17 protein-coding genes are annotated in these 15880 nt (G+C 62.8%); 7 read left to right on the plus strand and 10 right to left on the minus strand.

The genetic code is table 11. From position 1 onward, the window contains the following. The first annotated feature begins 168 nt into the window (after positions 1-168). The 4 genes from aroQ to ACTHN9_RS22585 all read left to right on the plus strand — a co-directional run bounded on the left by aroQ (position 169) and on the right by ACTHN9_RS22585 (position 3724). A complete protein-coding gene (gene aroQ, locus ACTHN9_RS22570) occupies positions 169-642 on the plus strand; it encodes a type II 3-dehydroquinate dehydratase (RefSeq protein ID WP_440538998.1) in 474 nt (157 codons plus the stop codon). Further along, a complete protein-coding gene (locus tag ACTHN9_RS22575; RefSeq protein ID WP_440538999.1) occupies positions 639-1511 on the plus strand; it encodes a shikimate dehydrogenase in 873 nt (290 codons plus the stop codon). Before aroQ ends, ACTHN9_RS22575 begins: the two co-directional genes overlap by 4 nt. 138 nt (positions 1512-1649) lie before the next feature. Next, complete coding sequence (locus tag ACTHN9_RS22580; protein ID WP_440539054.1) at positions 1650-2933, plus strand: MFS transporter; 1284 nt, start codon at positions 1650-1652, stop codon at positions 2931-2933. A gap of 122 nt (positions 2934-3055) precedes the next feature. Next, positions 3056-3724 (plus strand): TetR/AcrR family transcriptional regulator, encoded by a 669-nt coding sequence (locus ACTHN9_RS22585; protein ID WP_440539055.1) that lies wholly within the window; start codon positions 3056-3058, stop codon positions 3722-3724. Positions 3725-3728: 4 nt separating this feature from the next. Here ACTHN9_RS22585 and aroE read toward each other — a convergent pair whose 3' ends face one another. From aroE to ACTHN9_RS22610, 5 genes are read right to left on the minus strand one after another with little or no spacing between them, the layout of a single operon-like run. Next, positions 3729-4565 (minus strand): shikimate dehydrogenase, encoded by an 837-nt coding sequence (gene aroE, locus ACTHN9_RS22590; protein ID WP_440539000.1) that lies wholly within the window; start codon positions 4563-4565, stop codon positions 3729-3731. Between the two features lie 6 nt (positions 4566-4571). Further along, positions 4572-5783 carry a CaiB/BaiF CoA transferase family protein gene (locus tag ACTHN9_RS22595; RefSeq protein ID WP_440539001.1) on the minus strand — a complete coding sequence of 404 codons (1212 nt, stop codon included), beginning with the start codon at positions 5781-5783 and terminating at the stop codon, positions 4572-4574. After that, the gene (locus ACTHN9_RS22600; RefSeq protein ID WP_440539002.1) at positions 5783-6247 is read right to left on the minus strand and encodes a MaoC family dehydratase; all 465 of its coding nucleotides are present in this window, start codon (positions 6245-6247) and stop codon (positions 5783-5785) included. The genes ACTHN9_RS22595 and ACTHN9_RS22600 overlap by 1 nt, the downstream gene beginning before the upstream one ends. 2 nt (positions 6248-6249) lie before the next feature. Next, complete coding sequence (locus tag ACTHN9_RS22605) at positions 6250-6642, minus strand: VOC family protein (protein WP_440539003.1); 393 nt, start codon at positions 6640-6642, stop codon at positions 6250-6252. Beyond that, the gene (locus ACTHN9_RS22610) at positions 6639-7589 is read right to left on the minus strand and encodes a ketopantoate reductase family protein (protein ID WP_440539004.1); all 951 of its coding nucleotides are present in this window, start codon (positions 7587-7589) and stop codon (positions 6639-6641) included. The genes ACTHN9_RS22605 and ACTHN9_RS22610 overlap by 4 nt, the downstream gene beginning before the upstream one ends. 124 nt (positions 7590-7713) lie before the next feature. Between ACTHN9_RS22610 and ACTHN9_RS22615 the strand changes: the two genes are divergently transcribed. Beyond that, positions 7714-8628 (plus strand): LysR family transcriptional regulator, encoded by a 915-nt coding sequence (locus tag ACTHN9_RS22615; protein WP_440539005.1) that lies wholly within the window; start codon positions 7714-7716, stop codon positions 8626-8628. Between the two features lie 2 nt (positions 8629-8630). Here the strand turns inward: ACTHN9_RS22615 and ACTHN9_RS22620 are convergent, their stop codons facing one another. After that, complete coding sequence (locus ACTHN9_RS22620; RefSeq protein WP_440539006.1) at positions 8631-9767, minus strand: 4-hydroxyphenylpyruvate dioxygenase family protein; 1137 nt, start codon at positions 9765-9767, stop codon at positions 8631-8633. Positions 9768-10052: 285 nt separating this feature from the next. On the opposite strand from ACTHN9_RS22620, the gene shiA reads away from it, so the two are divergent. Next, the gene (gene shiA / locus ACTHN9_RS22625) at positions 10053-11357 is read left to right on the plus strand and encodes a shikimate transporter (RefSeq protein ID WP_440539007.1); all 1305 of its coding nucleotides are present in this window, start codon (positions 10053-10055) and stop codon (positions 11355-11357) included. 77 nt (positions 11358-11434) lie between these two features. Next, positions 11435-12205, plus strand: coding sequence for an IclR family transcriptional regulator domain-containing protein (locus ACTHN9_RS22630; protein ID WP_440539008.1), 771 nt, complete (start codon positions 11435-11437; stop codon positions 12203-12205). Positions 12206-12277: 72 nt separating this feature from the next. Here the strand turns inward: ACTHN9_RS22630 and ACTHN9_RS22635 are convergent, their stop codons facing one another. The 4 genes from ACTHN9_RS22635 to ACTHN9_RS22650 form a co-directional block, all read right to left on the minus strand. Next, entirely contained in the window at positions 12278-12496 is a 219-nt protein-coding gene (locus tag ACTHN9_RS22635; protein WP_440539009.1) for a pentapeptide MXKDX repeat protein, read from the minus strand. 156 nt (positions 12497-12652) lie between these two features. Beyond that, positions 12653-13447 carry a molybdopterin-dependent oxidoreductase gene (locus tag ACTHN9_RS22640; protein WP_440539010.1) on the minus strand — a complete coding sequence of 265 codons (795 nt, stop codon included), beginning with the start codon at positions 13445-13447 and terminating at the stop codon, positions 12653-12655. A 38-nt stretch (positions 13448-13485) separates the two neighbouring features. After that, entirely contained in the window at positions 13486-14115 is a 630-nt protein-coding gene (locus ACTHN9_RS22645; protein ID WP_440539011.1) for a cytochrome b/b6 domain-containing protein, read from the minus strand. Between the two features lie 401 nt (positions 14116-14516). Then, positions 14517-15680, minus strand: coding sequence for a porin (locus ACTHN9_RS22650; RefSeq protein ID WP_440539012.1), 1164 nt, complete (start codon positions 15678-15680; stop codon positions 14517-14519). Positions 15681-15880: the final 200 nt, after the last annotated feature.

A 15880-nucleotide genomic window follows, 5' to 3' on the forward strand; every position in this document is an offset into this window, starting at 1 on the left:
GATGCCGGCACGAATACGGCGCACTTTACGTGAACTAACTAGTTGGTACAAATTAGCGAAAACCCCAGAATGACTTATGACCCGGCCGGCGGCACACTTCGTTTCATTCGGAACACCGCACGGGTCCTTCGTACAGCGTTCCCTTAACAATGCAATGGAGTCATTGCCATGACATTCGCTTCGGTGCTGGTCCTCAACGGACCGAATCTCAACCTGCTCGGCACACGAGAGCCGGCCATCTATGGCAGCGAGACGCTGGCCGATGTTGCCGAGCGCTGCCGGCAAGCCGGCGAACGGCTCGGTCTCGCCATCGACTTTCGGCAGTCCAATGCCGAACATCAGTTGATCGATTGGCTGCACGAGGCGCGCGAGCGCGTGCACGGCATCGTCATCAATCCCGCCGCCTACACCCATACGTCGGTTGCGCTGGCCGACGCGTTGAAGGCGATCGATAAGCCCGTGATCGAGGTTCACATTTCGAACGTGCACAAGCGCGAAGCCTTCCGGCACCACTCGTACGTTTCTCCGATTGCGGAAGCGATCATCGTCGGCTGCGGGACGCAAGGCTATGTGCTGGCGCTGGAACGGATGGCCGAGGTGCTGAAGGCGAACGAGGCGCGCAAGCGGGAGGCCGGGCAATGAGCGCGGCAACGCAACGGAGCACGCGCTCTATCCTCGTCGGCTTGATTGGCTCGGGCATCAAGGGCTCGCTCAGTCCCGCGATGCATGAAGAAGAAGGGCGGCAACAGGGGCTCGCTTACGTCTATCGGCGTATCGATCTCGAGGCATTGGACCTCTCCCCGAGCGCCTTGCCCGATCTGCTGACGGCCGCCGAACGCATGGGCTTCGACGGCCTGAATATCACCTATCCGTGCAAACAAACGGTGATCCCCCTGCTCGACGAACTATCGGATGACGCGCGCGCGTTGGGGGCGGTCAATACGGTTCGCTTCGAGGGCGGCAAACGAATCGGCCACAACACCGACTGGTCCGGCTTCAAGCGCTCGTTCGAGCATGGATTGCCCGGTGCATCGCTCGCGCGGGTGGTGCAGCTCGGCGCCGGCGGTGCCGGTGCCGCGGTTGCCCACGCCGCCCTGACCATGGGTGCCGCCCGTTTGACGCTGTTCGACGTGGACGAAGCGCGCGCCGCCTCGCTCGCCGCGGAGTTGCAGGCTCGATTCCCCGCTGCCGCGGTGGATTCGGGTGGCTCATTGGAAACCGCCCTACGCGATGCTACCGGCCTCATCCACGCAACGCCGACCGGCATGGCAAAGCTTCCAGGCATGCCGTTGCCCGCTCAATTCCTGCATCGCGCGCTCTGGGTGGCCGACGTGGTTTATTTCCCGATTCGCACGGCACTCATCGAGGCCGCCGAACGGATCGGATGTCGCACGCTGACAGGCGGCGGCATGGCGGTGTACCAAGCGGTCGACGCATTTCGCCTCTTCGCGGGCGTCGAGCCGGACGCCGCACGGATGTTCGCGCATCTGCAAGCGTTGCTCGCCCGCTAGCCAATAGCGGCAGCAATCGCCCGGCCTCATTCAACTACCACGACCATTCAGGTCGACAGGAGACACGACGACATGGCCCCTCCCCTTTCACCTCGGTCGCTGAGCGCGGCCTCGCTGCAAGACGCGGCGCAACCGTCCATGGTCCGACGCTCGCGTGCCCGCTATCGGGTTCTCGGTCTATTGGCCGCGGGCACGATGATCAACTACCTCGATCGCACCGTGCTGGGCATTGCGGCGCCTCAACTGACGAAGGAACTCGGGATCGACGCGGCGTTGATGGGACTGATCTTTTCCGCGTTCTCATGGAGCTATGTCGTTGCACAAATTCCGGGCGGCGTCTTCCTGGATCGATTCGGCAGCAAGCTGACGTATTTCCTGGCGATGACGTTGTGGTCGCTCTGCACGCTAGCGCAAGGGCTCGTCACCGGCGTAGGCGCCCTCTTCGCTTGCCGGCTCGGGCTCGGCGTAACGGAATCGCCCTGCTTTCCGACCAATAGCCGGATCGTCGCGACCTGGTTTCCGCAGACGGAGCGCGCGTTCGCGACCGGCACTTACACCGTCGGCGAATACATCGGCCTCGCGTTCTTCAGCCCCTTGCTGTTTGCGTTGATGGGCGCGTTCGGATGGCGTTCGCTGTTCTACGTCGTCGGCGCCGCCGGTGTAATTTTCGGCCTGATTTGGTGGCGCTTTTATCGCGAGCCGCTCGACCATCCCGCCGCTAACGACGCCGAAATCGAATACATCGAAGCCGGCGGCGGCCTCACGCGGCACAGCCCGGGCGAGCGCGTCGGCAAGCCGGCCAAAGTGGATTGGCGCGATATCGGCCGGCTGCTCAAGCATCGCCAGCTCGCGGGCATTTGCCTGGGCCAATTCGCCGGCAACTCCACGCTCGTGTTCTTTTTGACGTGGTTTCCGACGTATCTCGCCACCGAGCGTCATATGGGCTGGCTCAAGATCGGCTTCTTCGCCGTCATGCCCTTCATCGCGGCCTCGATCGGCGTCTTGTTCGGCGGCGCATTCTCCGACTGGCTGCTGCGCCGGGGCAAATCGGCGAACGTCGCGCGCAAACTGCCGATCATTGCCGGGCTGTTGCTGGCGTCGACGATCGTGCTCGCGAACTTCGTCCAGAGCAATGTCGCCGTCATCGCCATTTTGTCGCTCGCGTTCTTCGCTCAAGGCATGGCCGCGCTCGGCTGGACGCTCGTCTCCGATATCGCCCCGGACGGCAAGCTGGGATTGACGGGCGGCATTTTCAACGTCGCGGCCAATCTCGCCGGCATCATCACGCCGCTCGTCATTGGGCTGATCGTGAGTGCAACGGGCTCCTTCGTCTGGGCGCTCGCGTTCATCGGCGTGGTCGCGCTGATCGGCGCGGCGGCCTACATCTTTGTCGTCGGCGATATCAAGCGGATCGAGCTGTAACGCAATGTAACGCAACGGCAAGCGATCCATGGCCCCGCCGCCCGGCGGGGCCCCTTTCGTCAAAGTCTCGATAAGTCGCCATGCTAGAATCGCGCGCATTCACTCTGGAAACGCAACACGACATGGGAAGACCGGCGGCCGCGGGCGGTAGCAGTCGCGTCGGCGCCGACGCGCGACGCAAGTACGATCCGGAAGAGACCAAGCGCAATATTCTCGAGGTAGCGACGGCCGAATTCTCGGCAATGGGCCTCGCGGGCGCGCGCGTCGACGCCATCGCCGAGCGCACGAATACCACGAAGCGCATGCTCTATTACTACTTCGGCAGTAAGGAAGGGTTATACGAAGCGGTGCTCGATAAGGTCTACGGCGATATCCGCGCGCTCGAACAAGATCTGCACGTCAGCGAACTCGAACCCGTGGAAGGCATGCGCCGCCTCGTGGAATTCACGTTCGATTACCACGACCGGCATCGCGATTTTATCCGCCTCATCACGATCGAAAACATTCACGGCGCGAAATATCTCGAGCAGATGAAGACGTTCCGCAGCCGCAACGCGAGCGTGATCGTCACGATCGAAGATCTGCTGGCGCGCGGCGTGGCGTCGGGCGCGTTCCGGGACGACATCGACCCGATCGATCTTCACCTCATGATCAGTTCGCTCTGCTTTCATCGCGTCAGCAACCGATCGACGTTCGGCGCCGCGTTTGGGCGCGACCCCTCGCATCCGCGCCTGCGTGTCAGGCATCGCGAGATGGTCGTCGATGCGGTGCTGCGATTCCTCAAGAAGTAACGCTTCAATCGAGCGGCACAGCCAAGCGGTCGATCACCGCGCTCGTGGGCGGACGCACGTCGCGCCACCATTCGAAGGCTTCGGCCGCCTGCTCGACGAGCATGCCCACGCCGTCGGCCACGCCATGCACGCCGGCATTGCGCGCCAGCCGCAAGAACGGGGTGAGCCCCTTGCCATAGGCAAGCTCGTAAGCCGTTCCAGCGGGACTGAATACGCTCGGAGGCACGGGAGGCAGATCGCCCGTGAGGCTCGCCGAGGTGGCGTTGACCACGACGTCGAAACGGCCCATTGCGGCCAGCTCGCCATAGCCGCACGCGTGCAGCGCCCCGCCTTGCGCACCGACCTGCGCCACGAGCGCCTCGCCTTTGGATAAGTCGCGGTTTGCGATCACCAGTTCGGCGGGACCCGCACCGATAAACGGCAACAGCGCGCCGCGCGCCGCGCCGCCCGCCCCGAGCAGCAATACGCGCCGGCGTGCGAGCGGCACGCCGAGGTTCGCTTCGATATCGCGCAGCAGTCCGATGCCGTCGAAATTCTCGGCAACGATCCGGCCGCCCTCGAACTTCAGCGCGTTGGCGGCACCCGCCAACGCCGCGCGCTCGCTACGCACGTCGGCCAGCGCAAAGGCCTTGAGCTTGAAAGGCGCCGTGACGTTCAGGCCCTTGCCCCCTTCGGCTGCAAACCGGCGTACGACGCGCTCGAAGCCGTCCTCGGGCTCGAGCGGGCCTTCGATCGCGACATAGGAGATGGCCTGTCGCATCGCTTCGGCGAAGAGTCCGTGAATCAAGGGCGACTTGGTGTGGCCGATCGGATTGCCGATCACTGCAAAGCGGTCAGTCATGATGTCTCACTTCGAATAAAGAACGCCGTCCCTTTGCATCGCCTCGATTTCCGCGGCCGAAAACCCGAGCGATTGCGCGACCTCGGCGTTGTGTTGTCCGAGGTCCGGTGCAAAATCGCGGACGGTCGTGTCGCAATCGGAAAAGCGAAAGGGCAAATTGGGCAAACGCAACGTGCCGTAGCGCGGGTGCTGCTGCTCGAGCACCATGCCTCGCGCTTGGATCTGCGGATCGTCGAGCACCTCGTCGATGCGCTGCACCTTAGCGCACGGCACGTCGATACCATCGAGCAACGACAGCACCTCGCCCACCGGGCGCGCGGCGACCCACGGCTGCACGATAGCCAGGATCTCGCGACGATGCGCATTGCGTCCCACGCTATCGTGGAAACGCGCGTCGCCGCCGAACCCTGCCGGACCGCCATGCGCTTCGATCAATGCGGCCAGACGCTTCCATGCATCGTCGACCTGCGCCGCGATCACGACATCGCCGTTCGCAGCGCGAAACACGCCATACAGTGTCGATGTCGGCATGTCGTGGCCGGTCTGCTCCGGCAGCACGCCGCGCAGCGTATAGCATTGCACCGCGTATTCGTGCATCGAAAACAGCGTGTCGTACAGCGCCATGTCGATATGCTGACCGCGCCCGCTTTTCTCGCGCCCAAGCAGCGCCGCGTTAATCGCGGCCACCGCGTGGATGCCCGTGTACATATCGCCGAGCGAAATGCGCAACAACGGCGGCGGCTCCCCCGGCGTGCCCACCATCTGCATGATGCCGCTCTTCGCTTCCGCGATGAGGCCGAAGCCGGCGCGATGCGCATCGGGGCCCGTGTGGCCGTAGGCGGAGATCGAGCAGTAGACGAGCCGAGGGTTACGTGCGCAGAGTTCGGCGTAACCCAATCCCAGCTTGTCCAGCGCGCCGGGCCGGTAGTTCTCGACGAATACATCCGCCGAGTCGCACAGCCGCTGCATGAACGCCCTGCCGCGCGCGTCCTTCATGTTCACGCTAACGCCGCGCTTGCCCATGTTGAGCTGCAGAAAATAGCCGCTTTGCTCGTCGTCGAGCACCGTCGCGTGCTGACGTCCGGCGTCGCCGCTGCCGGGGCGCTCGACCTTGATGACTTCGGCGCCGAGTGCCGCGAGGCAGCGCCCGACGTAGGGACCGGCGAGAAAGTGGCTATAGTCGACCACCCGTATGCCTTCGAGAGGACGCGCTTGCATTAGTACGCTCCCGGCCGGCGCGGCACCATGAGACGGTGCTCGCCCCTTTGCACCACATTGCCGTGTTGATCGATCAATTCGGAGGGCAGCACGACGATGCCCCAACCGGGCCGACTGTTGCTCGGCCGCATGGTACCGACACGAAACTTGACGTGCAGCACGTCGCCGACCTTGATCGGCAACAGGAAGTCCCACGTCCAGCCGAGCGACATCCCCGGCACGAAGCGATAGTCGCTTTGCGTCTTGAGCCCGTCGGCGATCGAGAGTCCGAACAGCCCGTGCGCAACGAGGCAACCGAAGTGGCTCGCATTGGCATAGGCCTCGTCCACGTGCACGGGCGTGTGGTCGCCCGTCAGATCGGCATAGGCGACGATGCGTTCCTTCGTCACGGTGTAGGTGGGGCTCATGCACTCGTCGCCTTCGCGGGCGTCGTCCCAATACTTCTCATTGAACGTCGTAACCATCGTCATGCCTCCGCGCGCGGGTCGATAGCGCGTGCGCGGGCCACGCAGGACGCCGGTTTTGCTTGGATCAGCTCGATCGCGAGACCATCGGGCAAACGCAGCCAGTTACGTCCCTGCGGCATTTCGCTCACGCCATACGATCGGGCCGCCGCCAGGGCCGCTTCCAGGTCTTCGCACATGACGCCCAGGTGAGCCAAGCGCCCTTCCGGGCCTGCGTGCTCGGGGGCATGAATGAACTGCAGACCGCCGAGGGTCCAGTATTGGCGAGGCGCGTCGACGGGTCCGTCGATTTCTCGCATCGTCATGCCGAACACGTGTTCGAAGAAGCGGATATGCCAGTGAATGTCGCTCACCCAGATCGCGGCGTGTTCGAGATAGGCTTGGGTACCGTTCATGCCGCGGCCTCCGCGATCCGTTCGTCGGCCATCGCGCGTTCGATGCCTTTGACGCACGCCACCAGCGTCGCATTGACGGGCGTGGGCACCCCGAACCGTTCGCCCCAACGCACCACCGAGCCGTTGATGAAATCGACCTCCGTGATCGACCGCTTTTCCAGGCTTTGCAGCATGGAAGTCTTGAACGCGGCAGGCAGGCCCTCTCGCGCGAGCGACCAGGCTTGTTTGGGATCGGTCATCGATAACGTGACGCCAGCCGCCCGCGCCGCGGCGATCGCCTCCGATACGGCAGCGAGGGCCGTCGCTTCCAGCAGCGGCTCGTCGTAGAGTTGACCGTACGTCAACCGCGTGATGCCCGCGAGCGCGCCCGTCGCGACATTCACGAGCAGCTTGTCCCACATCGTGCCCACGATGTTGTCGCTGATCGCGGTCGTGAGGCCGGCGGCCTCGAACGCTGCGGCAATCGCCTGCACGCGAGGCGTGAGCCGGCCGTCGAGTTCGCCGATGTACGTCGCCTTGCCGGCGACGCCCGACTCGATGTGCCCCGGCCCGCGCAGCACGCCGCCCACGTAGGTCTTGCCCGCCAGCACGCGTTCGCGGCCGACGATATCGGCGAGGATGTCCTCGTGGCCGAGTCCGTTTTGCAGCGACAGCACGGCCGTATCGGGTCCGACTAACGTACGCGCGCCGCGCATCGCCGCATCGGTATGAAAGGACTTGACCAACACGACCACCAAGTCGGCCACGCCGACGTCGCTAGCCTCCATCGTGGCGCGCACCGCGACGCGTCGGGAGCCGTTGGCGTCATCGACCCGCAAACCGTCGCGACGCATCGTCTCCACATGAACGGGCGAGCGGTCCAGCAGCCAGGTTTCATGGCCGCCTTCCGTGAGGCTAGCGCCGATCGCGCAGCCGAGGGCGCCGGCGCCGAGAATCGCAATCTTCACTGGTTTCTCCTTGAAGTGTGGCCCCACGATAGGCAATCGGCGTCATACTCGCAATTCAATGACGGCAATGGCATCATTGCACCACGCAATACATCCCCTCACGCATCACCCATTCGAGGCGGCCATGACTTCGCCGGATTTGCCCGACCTGAAACTGCTGCAGCTCTTCGATTTGCTCTACGACACGCGCAGCGTGACGCGCGTGGCCGAACAGCTAGGGCAAAGCCAGCCCACCGTCAGCATTTGGCTCGGGCGCTTGCGCGAGTACTTGCACGACCCGCTGTTCATCCGCACGCCCGGGGGCATGGCGCCGACGCCGCAGGCAGACGCACTGATCGGGCCTTGTCGGGAAATACTGGAATCGTTGAGGCGCTTCGCCGCCTGGGAAACGGCTTTCGATCCGGCCACGGCGCAGCGGCGCTTTCGCATCTGCATGACCGACGCGAGTCACATCACACTGCTGCCGAGACTGCTCGCACACGTGCGCGCGCAAGCGCCGGGCATTCGGCTCGAGGCGGCGGGAATCGACGGCAATACGGAACGTGCGCTGGAATCGGGGGAATCGGATCTCGCGATCGGCCATGTTCCTTGGCTGAGCGGCGGCATTTATCAGCAGCAGCTCTATCGACAGGACTGGGTGTGCCTCGTCAACGCGCACCATCCGCGCATTCGCGCGAAGCTCCTGCTGAAGCAGTATTGCTCGGAAGGGCATGCGGCGATCGAGTCGGGCACCGGCGCGCAACTGCTCGAACAGGCGCTCGTGCGCGCGCGCATCGAACGGGAGGTCGTCCTCCAATTGCCGGGCTTTCTTGGCCTGGGCACGATTATCCAGACCACCGATCTGATCGCCACGCTGCCACGCCATATCGGAGAAATGCTAGCCGCCGCGAACGGCCTGGCAGTCCATCCGTGTCCGGTTCCAGTGGACGGCTTCTCCGTCAGACAACACTGGCATGCGCGGTATCACCACGAGGCCGGCAATCGATGGTTGCGCGGCGTCGTGGTTCAGCTTTTCGGCATGGCCGAGGGCCGCCGATAGCGTCAAGACGGTCGAAGCGCGCCCGATCGCGCGCTCGCCAGCGCACCGAGGTTGCCCTCGCCGAATCCGCGATGGCCGCTGCGCTGCACGACTTCGAAGAAGATCTCGCCGGGCCGGCGTTTGACGAAGGTCTGAAAAAATAGGCGGGGCGTGCCGTCGGCATCGATTTCGCCGTCGATCAGGATGCGGCGTGCGCACAGCGCGTCGATATCGACACCATGACCGGGCAAGCGTGCATCGATCCCATCGTAATAGGCACGCGGTGGCTCGACGAAGTCGACGCCGTTGGCGACGAGTGCATCGACGCACGCGAAAATATCGTCGGTCGCGAGCGCGATATGCTGCACCCCTTCTCCCGGATGATCGGGCAAATAAGCGTGCATCTGCTCGGTTCGCGCCGTCCCTTCCTCGTAGAGCGGAATACACACTTGCCCGCAAGGCGACACCATCACTCGGGAGTCACCGGCAATGTGTCCATCCGGCGCGATCTCGTGAATTTCACGGAAATGCAGCAAGGTTCGGTAAAAATCGAGCCACTCCTGCATGCGCCCGGCGCCGACCGTCTGCGTCATGTGGTCGACGCATCGCAAGCCGATGCCCGCGTGCGTCAGGTCCTCGCGCGCCGTCGCCAGATCGATCGGTCGGAAATCGACGTCGAAGATGGAGATATCGCCCACGCCGCCGCGCGAGCCGGCATGTCCGCGCCACCGGTCGACGAAATAGATATGCGAATCGCCAATGCCTTGTATGGCCGGGATCTTCAGCTCGAAATCGCCTACGCGCTCGCCCTCGAACGGCCAGGCGCCCAGCCCGATCGCACGCTTGAGCGCGCGCGAGGCGTTCTGAACGCGCATGCCGAGCGCACAGATCCCCATCCCGTAGATTTGCGCATACCGTGCCGCGAACGAATCGGGTTCGGCGTTGACGAGAAAATTCATGTCGCCTTGCCGGTACAGCGTCACGGCCTTGCTGACGTGGCTCGCGATCGCCTTGAAGCCGAGCTGCTCGAACCGACGGCCGAGATCCTCCGGCGCGCGCGTGGCGAATTCGACGAATTCGAGTCCGGCAAGCCCGAGCGGATTGGCCGAATCGGCAGTTGACGCAAACGCATCGTCGGACGGTGAAACGACAGGGCACATGCGAAACCTCCTGGCAGCGTTGTGCCAATTTTAACCAAATGGGACACCGCGGCGCTGCATTCGACGCGATCCGAACGCACCGAAACGCGTCCGGGCAAACCCGAAATCCGTGCGATTAGCGCACACATTTGCGCGCTAATCGCGCAGCGCATGCGGAAATTGCATTGCGCGGCGGACAACGACAGCCCTATGCTGCGATCACACACCCCATGACACATGCGCAGCGCTGGACGTTGTTCCGTTGACGATCGCGCTCAAGCACGAGAACACAGTAGGAGACACCCCATGACCCCGAGTTTCGATACCGCAGATACCGCGGCCCATTCCCAGCCTAAGAGCCAGGCCAAACGAGCGGCCATCGGCAGCTTCGTGGGCGCCGTCGTCGATTGGTACGATTTTCTGCTCTACGGCATTGTTGCCGCGCTCGTTTTCAACACCGCCTTCTTTCCGAAGGTCAGCCCGACGATGGGCACGCTTGCCGCCTTCGCGACGTTCGGTGTCGGCTTTCTTTTCCGCCCGCTCGGGGGCATCGTCTTCGGCCACTATGGAGACCGGCTGGGGCGCAAGCGGATGCTCGTCCTGACCGTGATGCTGATGGGTCTATCGACCGCCGCAATCGGGCTGCTGCCGACATTTTCCACGATCGGCTGGTGGGCCCCTGTCCTGCTCGTCGCGATGCGCGCGATACAAGGCTTCGCCGTCGGCGGCGAATGGGGCGGCGCGGCGCTCATGGCAGTCGAGAGCGCGCCGCGCGGCAACAAAGCGTTCTACAGCAGCGGCGTTCAGGTCGGCTATGGCGTCGGTCTCGTGCTTTCCACCGGCTTCGTCTCTTTGCTCAGCCATTGGCTCGGCGACGCGGCCTTCCGCTCGTGGGGATGGCGGCTGCCTTTCGTGTTCAGCGTCGTACTCGTAGGAATCGGCCTCTGGGTCCGTGCGAGCATGGACGAGTCGAGAGAGTTCGTGGAGACGGTCGAGCATCAGCATCGCAAGTTGAAGCTTCCCGTCATCGAAGCGCTCACCCGTCATCCGAAGGCGTTCGCGTACATCATCGCATTACGGCTCGCCGAATTGTTTTCGATGTACATCGTCACCGCATTTGCATTGAGCTATTCGACGACCAACCTCGGCATGTCGCGCGACTTGTTCCTCAATATCGGGCTGCTCGTCGGCGCGCTCAGTTGCGTCACCATCCCCTGCTTCGCCTGGCTCGCGGACCGCTTCGGGCTCAAGCGGATCTATCTCATCGGCGCCACCGTCGGGCTGGCCTGCGCGGTGCCGTTCTTCGTCGCCCTCGAAGCCCGCGCGACCGTGTGGATCGTCATCTTCGCGGTCATGCTCGCCAACGTGGCGCACGACATGGTCGTCAGCGTGCAGCAACCGCTTTTTACCGAACTATTCGGTGCCGAGTATCGCTATAGCGGCGCCGGTGTCGGCTATCAGTTCGCTAGTGTGGTCGGCGGGGGCTTCACCCCGTTCATCGCGGTGGCGCTCACGGGCTTCGCGGGCGGCTCTTGGCATCTCGTCGCGGGCTACCTTGCAATCGGCTGCCTGATTTCGCTGATGGTCGGCGCGCGGATCAAACCCGAATGAGGCCACAACGAACGGCGTCGATCGAGCCGTATGACGCGCGAGGCCGCCCATGCCAATGAAGGCGAAACCCCATCGACATGAATAAGACCGCCCTCGACAAGCGCGACTGGATCGCGGGGCTCGAAAAGGGACTCGCAATCCTCGAGGCTTTCGACAACGAGCACGCGCGCATGACACCGACACAGGCGGCCGAGCGAACCGGGCTATCGCGCACCGCCGCGCGCCGTTACCTGCTGACGCTCGAATCGCTCGGCTATGTCTACACGGACGGCCGCCTGTTCGGCCTGACACCGCGCGTGCTGCGCGTCGGCTGGTCCTACTTCGATTCGGCGCGGTTGCCGCGAACCGTTCAGCCGTACTTGCAGCAGGTCAGCGCATCGATCAACGAATCGGCCTATGTCAGCGTGCTCGACGATTGGGAACTCGTCGTGATAGCTCGAAACGGCGTCTCGCGCGTGATGACGACAGGCTTCGTGCTGGGAGCCCGAGTGCCGGCGCCGCTCATTTCGCCGGGCGTCGTGCTGCTCGCTCACAAGCAAGATCAGGATGCGGTCTCGGCGTGGCTCGAGCGGGTGGACCTCGCGCCGTACACGCCGCATACGCTGACGAGCAAAACGCGCCTGCGGGAACAGATCGAACAGGCACGCACCGACGGGTATGCGTTGGTCGAGCAACAGTTGCAGGTCGGCGTGCGCGGAATCGCCGTGCCGCTCCGAAATCGGCACGGCGAAGTCGTTGCCGCGCTGAGCACGAACATGCCGATCAAGAACGAAAGCGGCGACGCTGCGTTGAAACGGGTCCTGCCCCATCTGCAGGAAGCGGCCGTCGCGATGTTGAACGTGCTTTGAGCCGGCGTAGCCAAGGGCTGGGCCCAGCCGATCAGCCCGTTCCCGCTATAACGCTATGCCGTATGAGGCACGTCACTGCCCCATCGTACCGGAAGCCTCGTGTTTCATACCCATCGAGCCGCCTTTCTTCGCGTGCGAACGCTTCATTGGCTTCTTCGTCATCGGACCTTTTGCCATCGTGCCGCTCGCCATTTCGGTTTGCGACATCGCGTCGCTCGCCTGCTGTGCGAATGCACTCGACATACCTAAGCTCAGCACGGCAACGAGTGCCGCGATCGCAAACTTACCCATGAGATGTCTCCTTCAGTGAAGGTCAAGTTGCTTCGACGAGTTGGGCAAAAGCACCGCTCGTCTTGGGTGCCGCAAGGATGGCGTAGACTACCGAGCCGGACCGGGTGCCGATCGATGCAGCCGTCGCTTGGCGGACCGCCATACCGCCGTCTAGCGTCACGACCCGCCGAACCAGTTGTATCCCTGGTCGCTCCAGTAACCGCCAGGGTAGGTATTGGTAACGTAAATTTCCACAATATGTTTCGGATTCTTATAGCCGAGCTTCGTTGGAATGCGCAGTTTCATAGGAAAGCCGTACTTGGGCGGCAAGGTCTTACCGTCGTATTCGAAGGCAAGGAGCGTCTGCGGATGCAGCGCCGTCGGCATATCGATACTTTCGTAGTAGTCGTCCGCACATTTGAAGCCGACATACCTGGCACTCGTATCCGCGCCGACGCGGCGCAGGAAATCTCCGAACGGTGTCCCGCCCCAGTGCCCTATCGCACTCCATCCTTCGACACAGATATGCCGTGTAATCTGCTCCGCATGGGGCAGCGCATAGAGTTCCGGTAGCGTCCAGTCGCGTTTGCCGGCAATCAGCCCACTCAGTTTCAACCGATAGTCCTCGGCATCGACTTCGGGCACGTCATCAATGGCGTAATAGGCATTGAACGGAAACGGTCGCGTGAGTTCGGCCTCGCTGTACGTAGGCGCGAGGCGCGTCGGGTCGAAAAGCCATCCCTGAACGCGATCGTTCATACGCGAGACGCTCATCAAGAACGCATTGACGGATTTTTCATCGGTCAGCGAACAGCCGGTCAGCATCAACAGGCCGCCGAGCGTCAATAGCCGCTTGCCGAACGCGCGACGTGCGGGGAGCGCCAACTCGCGAAACGCATCGGCCGCAATCGCTTCGGTATCGAGCGACGCCGGTCGCACGCCGGAATCGGCCTGGACGCGTGGGAATTGCATGGCGACCTCCTATTCGATGAGTCGATAGGCAGGACTGGCTATCGGCCCCGCAGCATTGCAACGAGCGAGCGTGGCACGATCGCGACCATCACCAAATGGACGACGATAAACGCCGCAAGAAGCGACATTGCACAGAAATGCACGATACGGGCGTCGTCGTAGCCGCCCATCAAACCGCGCAGCAAAGGGAACTGGACCGACTTCCAAATGGCGAGTCCGGAAAGCACGAGCACGACGAGGTCCACGATCACGACCAGATAGGCGAGCTTCTGCACGGCGTTATAACGCGACAGGTCGGCATGCGCAAGCTTGCCGGTCAGCGCACTCGCGAGGTCGCGCCAAACCGTGCGCGGCGAGAGCGGGAAGAATCGAGTGAACAGGCGTCCGGTGACGACGTTTAAAGCCAAATAGACGATGCCGTTGGCGAGCAGCAGCCACATCGCGGCGAAGTGCCATTGCAGCGCGCCGGCGAGCCAGCCGCCAAGCGTGATCGACATCGGGAACATGAAGTGAGGGAAAATCGGCGACGCGTCGTAGATCTGCCACCCTGAAAGCATCATCGCGATGGCCGCGAGCGCATTCAGCCAATGCGTGGCACGAACCCACATCGGATGGACAAGCCCTATCCTGCGCGGGCGAAGTGCTTCCCGAGATTGCGAAATCTTCATCGCGTCGCTCCCGTTACCGATGCGCAATAGACGCCACACTTCATACCTCACCGGTTTCCCGGAAGGGACGTCATCCACCCAGCAGGCTTCCACGCGGAAACAACCGGTTCCAGTGATCGAGGTCGGCCATCGAAGAGATATACGCGTGAACAGCCGGTACGGATGCGCGCTGCAAGACAATTCGCCGCACTCTTCACGCAGTGCAGCTTAGGCAGTCGTTGATGTTTCCGCAACCGGCAATGCAATTCGGGCGAGCGCTGAAGACGCCCCCCGCTCACCGCGAAGACTGCAATGACACTCGCACATGCAACCTCTATCCCTCCTGCGATGGGTAGGTGCCGAAAGGTCTACATTATTGTCAGCCTTAGTTCGGTGAACGGTGGGGCGGTTCTTACACGCGTTTAAAACTGATGCAACATACCCAGCCGAACCATCGCCTGCCGCTTCGTCGTGGACGCATCGCCGATCGAGAAATCGAAGATGTCGGCCTGCTTGGCATCCCCCGCGGCCTGCTGGACGCTGGCCATCGCATAGAACGACGTACGCTTGGACACCGCGTAGCTCCCCATCAACGAAACTTGATGGTATTTGGGCTTCGTGCCGTTGTAGTCCACCTTGCCGTCGGTATAGGCGTAGGCTGCACCCAGCGTGGCTGCCGGCGTCAGCTTGTATTGCCCCCACACTTCGTAATTGCTGAACGTCACGGAACTCGTCGTCCCATTCGCATCGTCGAACTTGGCGTTGGTGTAGTCGACACCGGCCGTTGCCGGGCCGAAGGCATAGTCCGCGCCAATGCCCATGATGCGCTCGTTATGCGGCGCGCCGACATAGCTGAACGGGCCGCTCGCACCGATCGCCGCGCCGGTGGTATTGCCGATAAAGTCGCCGTCGGTGAAGCGGGCCGCCGGATTCTTAGCGTAGAAATACGCCGCACCCGCGTTGAAACCGCCATGAGAATAGGCTGCGCCCAGGCTCCACATGCCGGTCGTGCCCACGCCGGGTGCGTTCGAATTCGTGAACGAATACATGCCGCCGAACGTAAAGCCGCCAAACGACGGGCTCGCGTACTTGACCGAGTTGTCGACGCGGAACGAGTTATCGGTGTTGTCGATGTCGCCGCCGCGCACGAACGGCCCGCCGAATTGGCCCACGGCCGTCACTGGCTGAACGAAATCGACAACGGAGTCGTACTGGCGTCCGAAGGTCACGGTACCGAGATTCGTTTTCGACAGGCCGACAAAGGCTTGGCGGCCGAACTCCCTACCGCCTTGGCGCATTTGTCCGTTTTCCAAACTGAAGCCCGCTTCGAGCTTGAAGATCGCACTCAGGCCGCCACCGAGGTCCTCGCTCCCTTTCAAGCCCCAGCGGCTGCCGTACATACCGTCGTAGGTGCCGTCGCGCATGCGCCACAAATGATTGCCGCCGCTGTTGTTGACGTAGTCGATCCCCTCGTCGATCACGCCGTACAACGTGACGGACGACTGCGCCGCGGCGATGCCCGGAAGCAAACATCCGGCACAGACGCTAGTTAGGAGTACCAACTTATTCGTACGATCTAATTTCATCGAAGTCTCCAAATCGTAATCCGTTCTTCTGATTAAACGCCCTACTTACACCTTCGAACAACCACCCACTGTATCCGCGACACCCAAGGCCCAATTGTCAAACTGCGACGCGCAAATACTCGATCGCGACATAGCCGCCTATGCCGTCATTCGGCTTATCGAGGTAAAGTGCCGATTGCGTGACGTCGGCCCCCATGGGT

Source organism: Trinickia sp. (assembly GCF_051953405.1).
Classification (GTDB): Bacteria; Pseudomonadota; Gammaproteobacteria; order Burkholderiales; family Burkholderiaceae; genus Trinickia.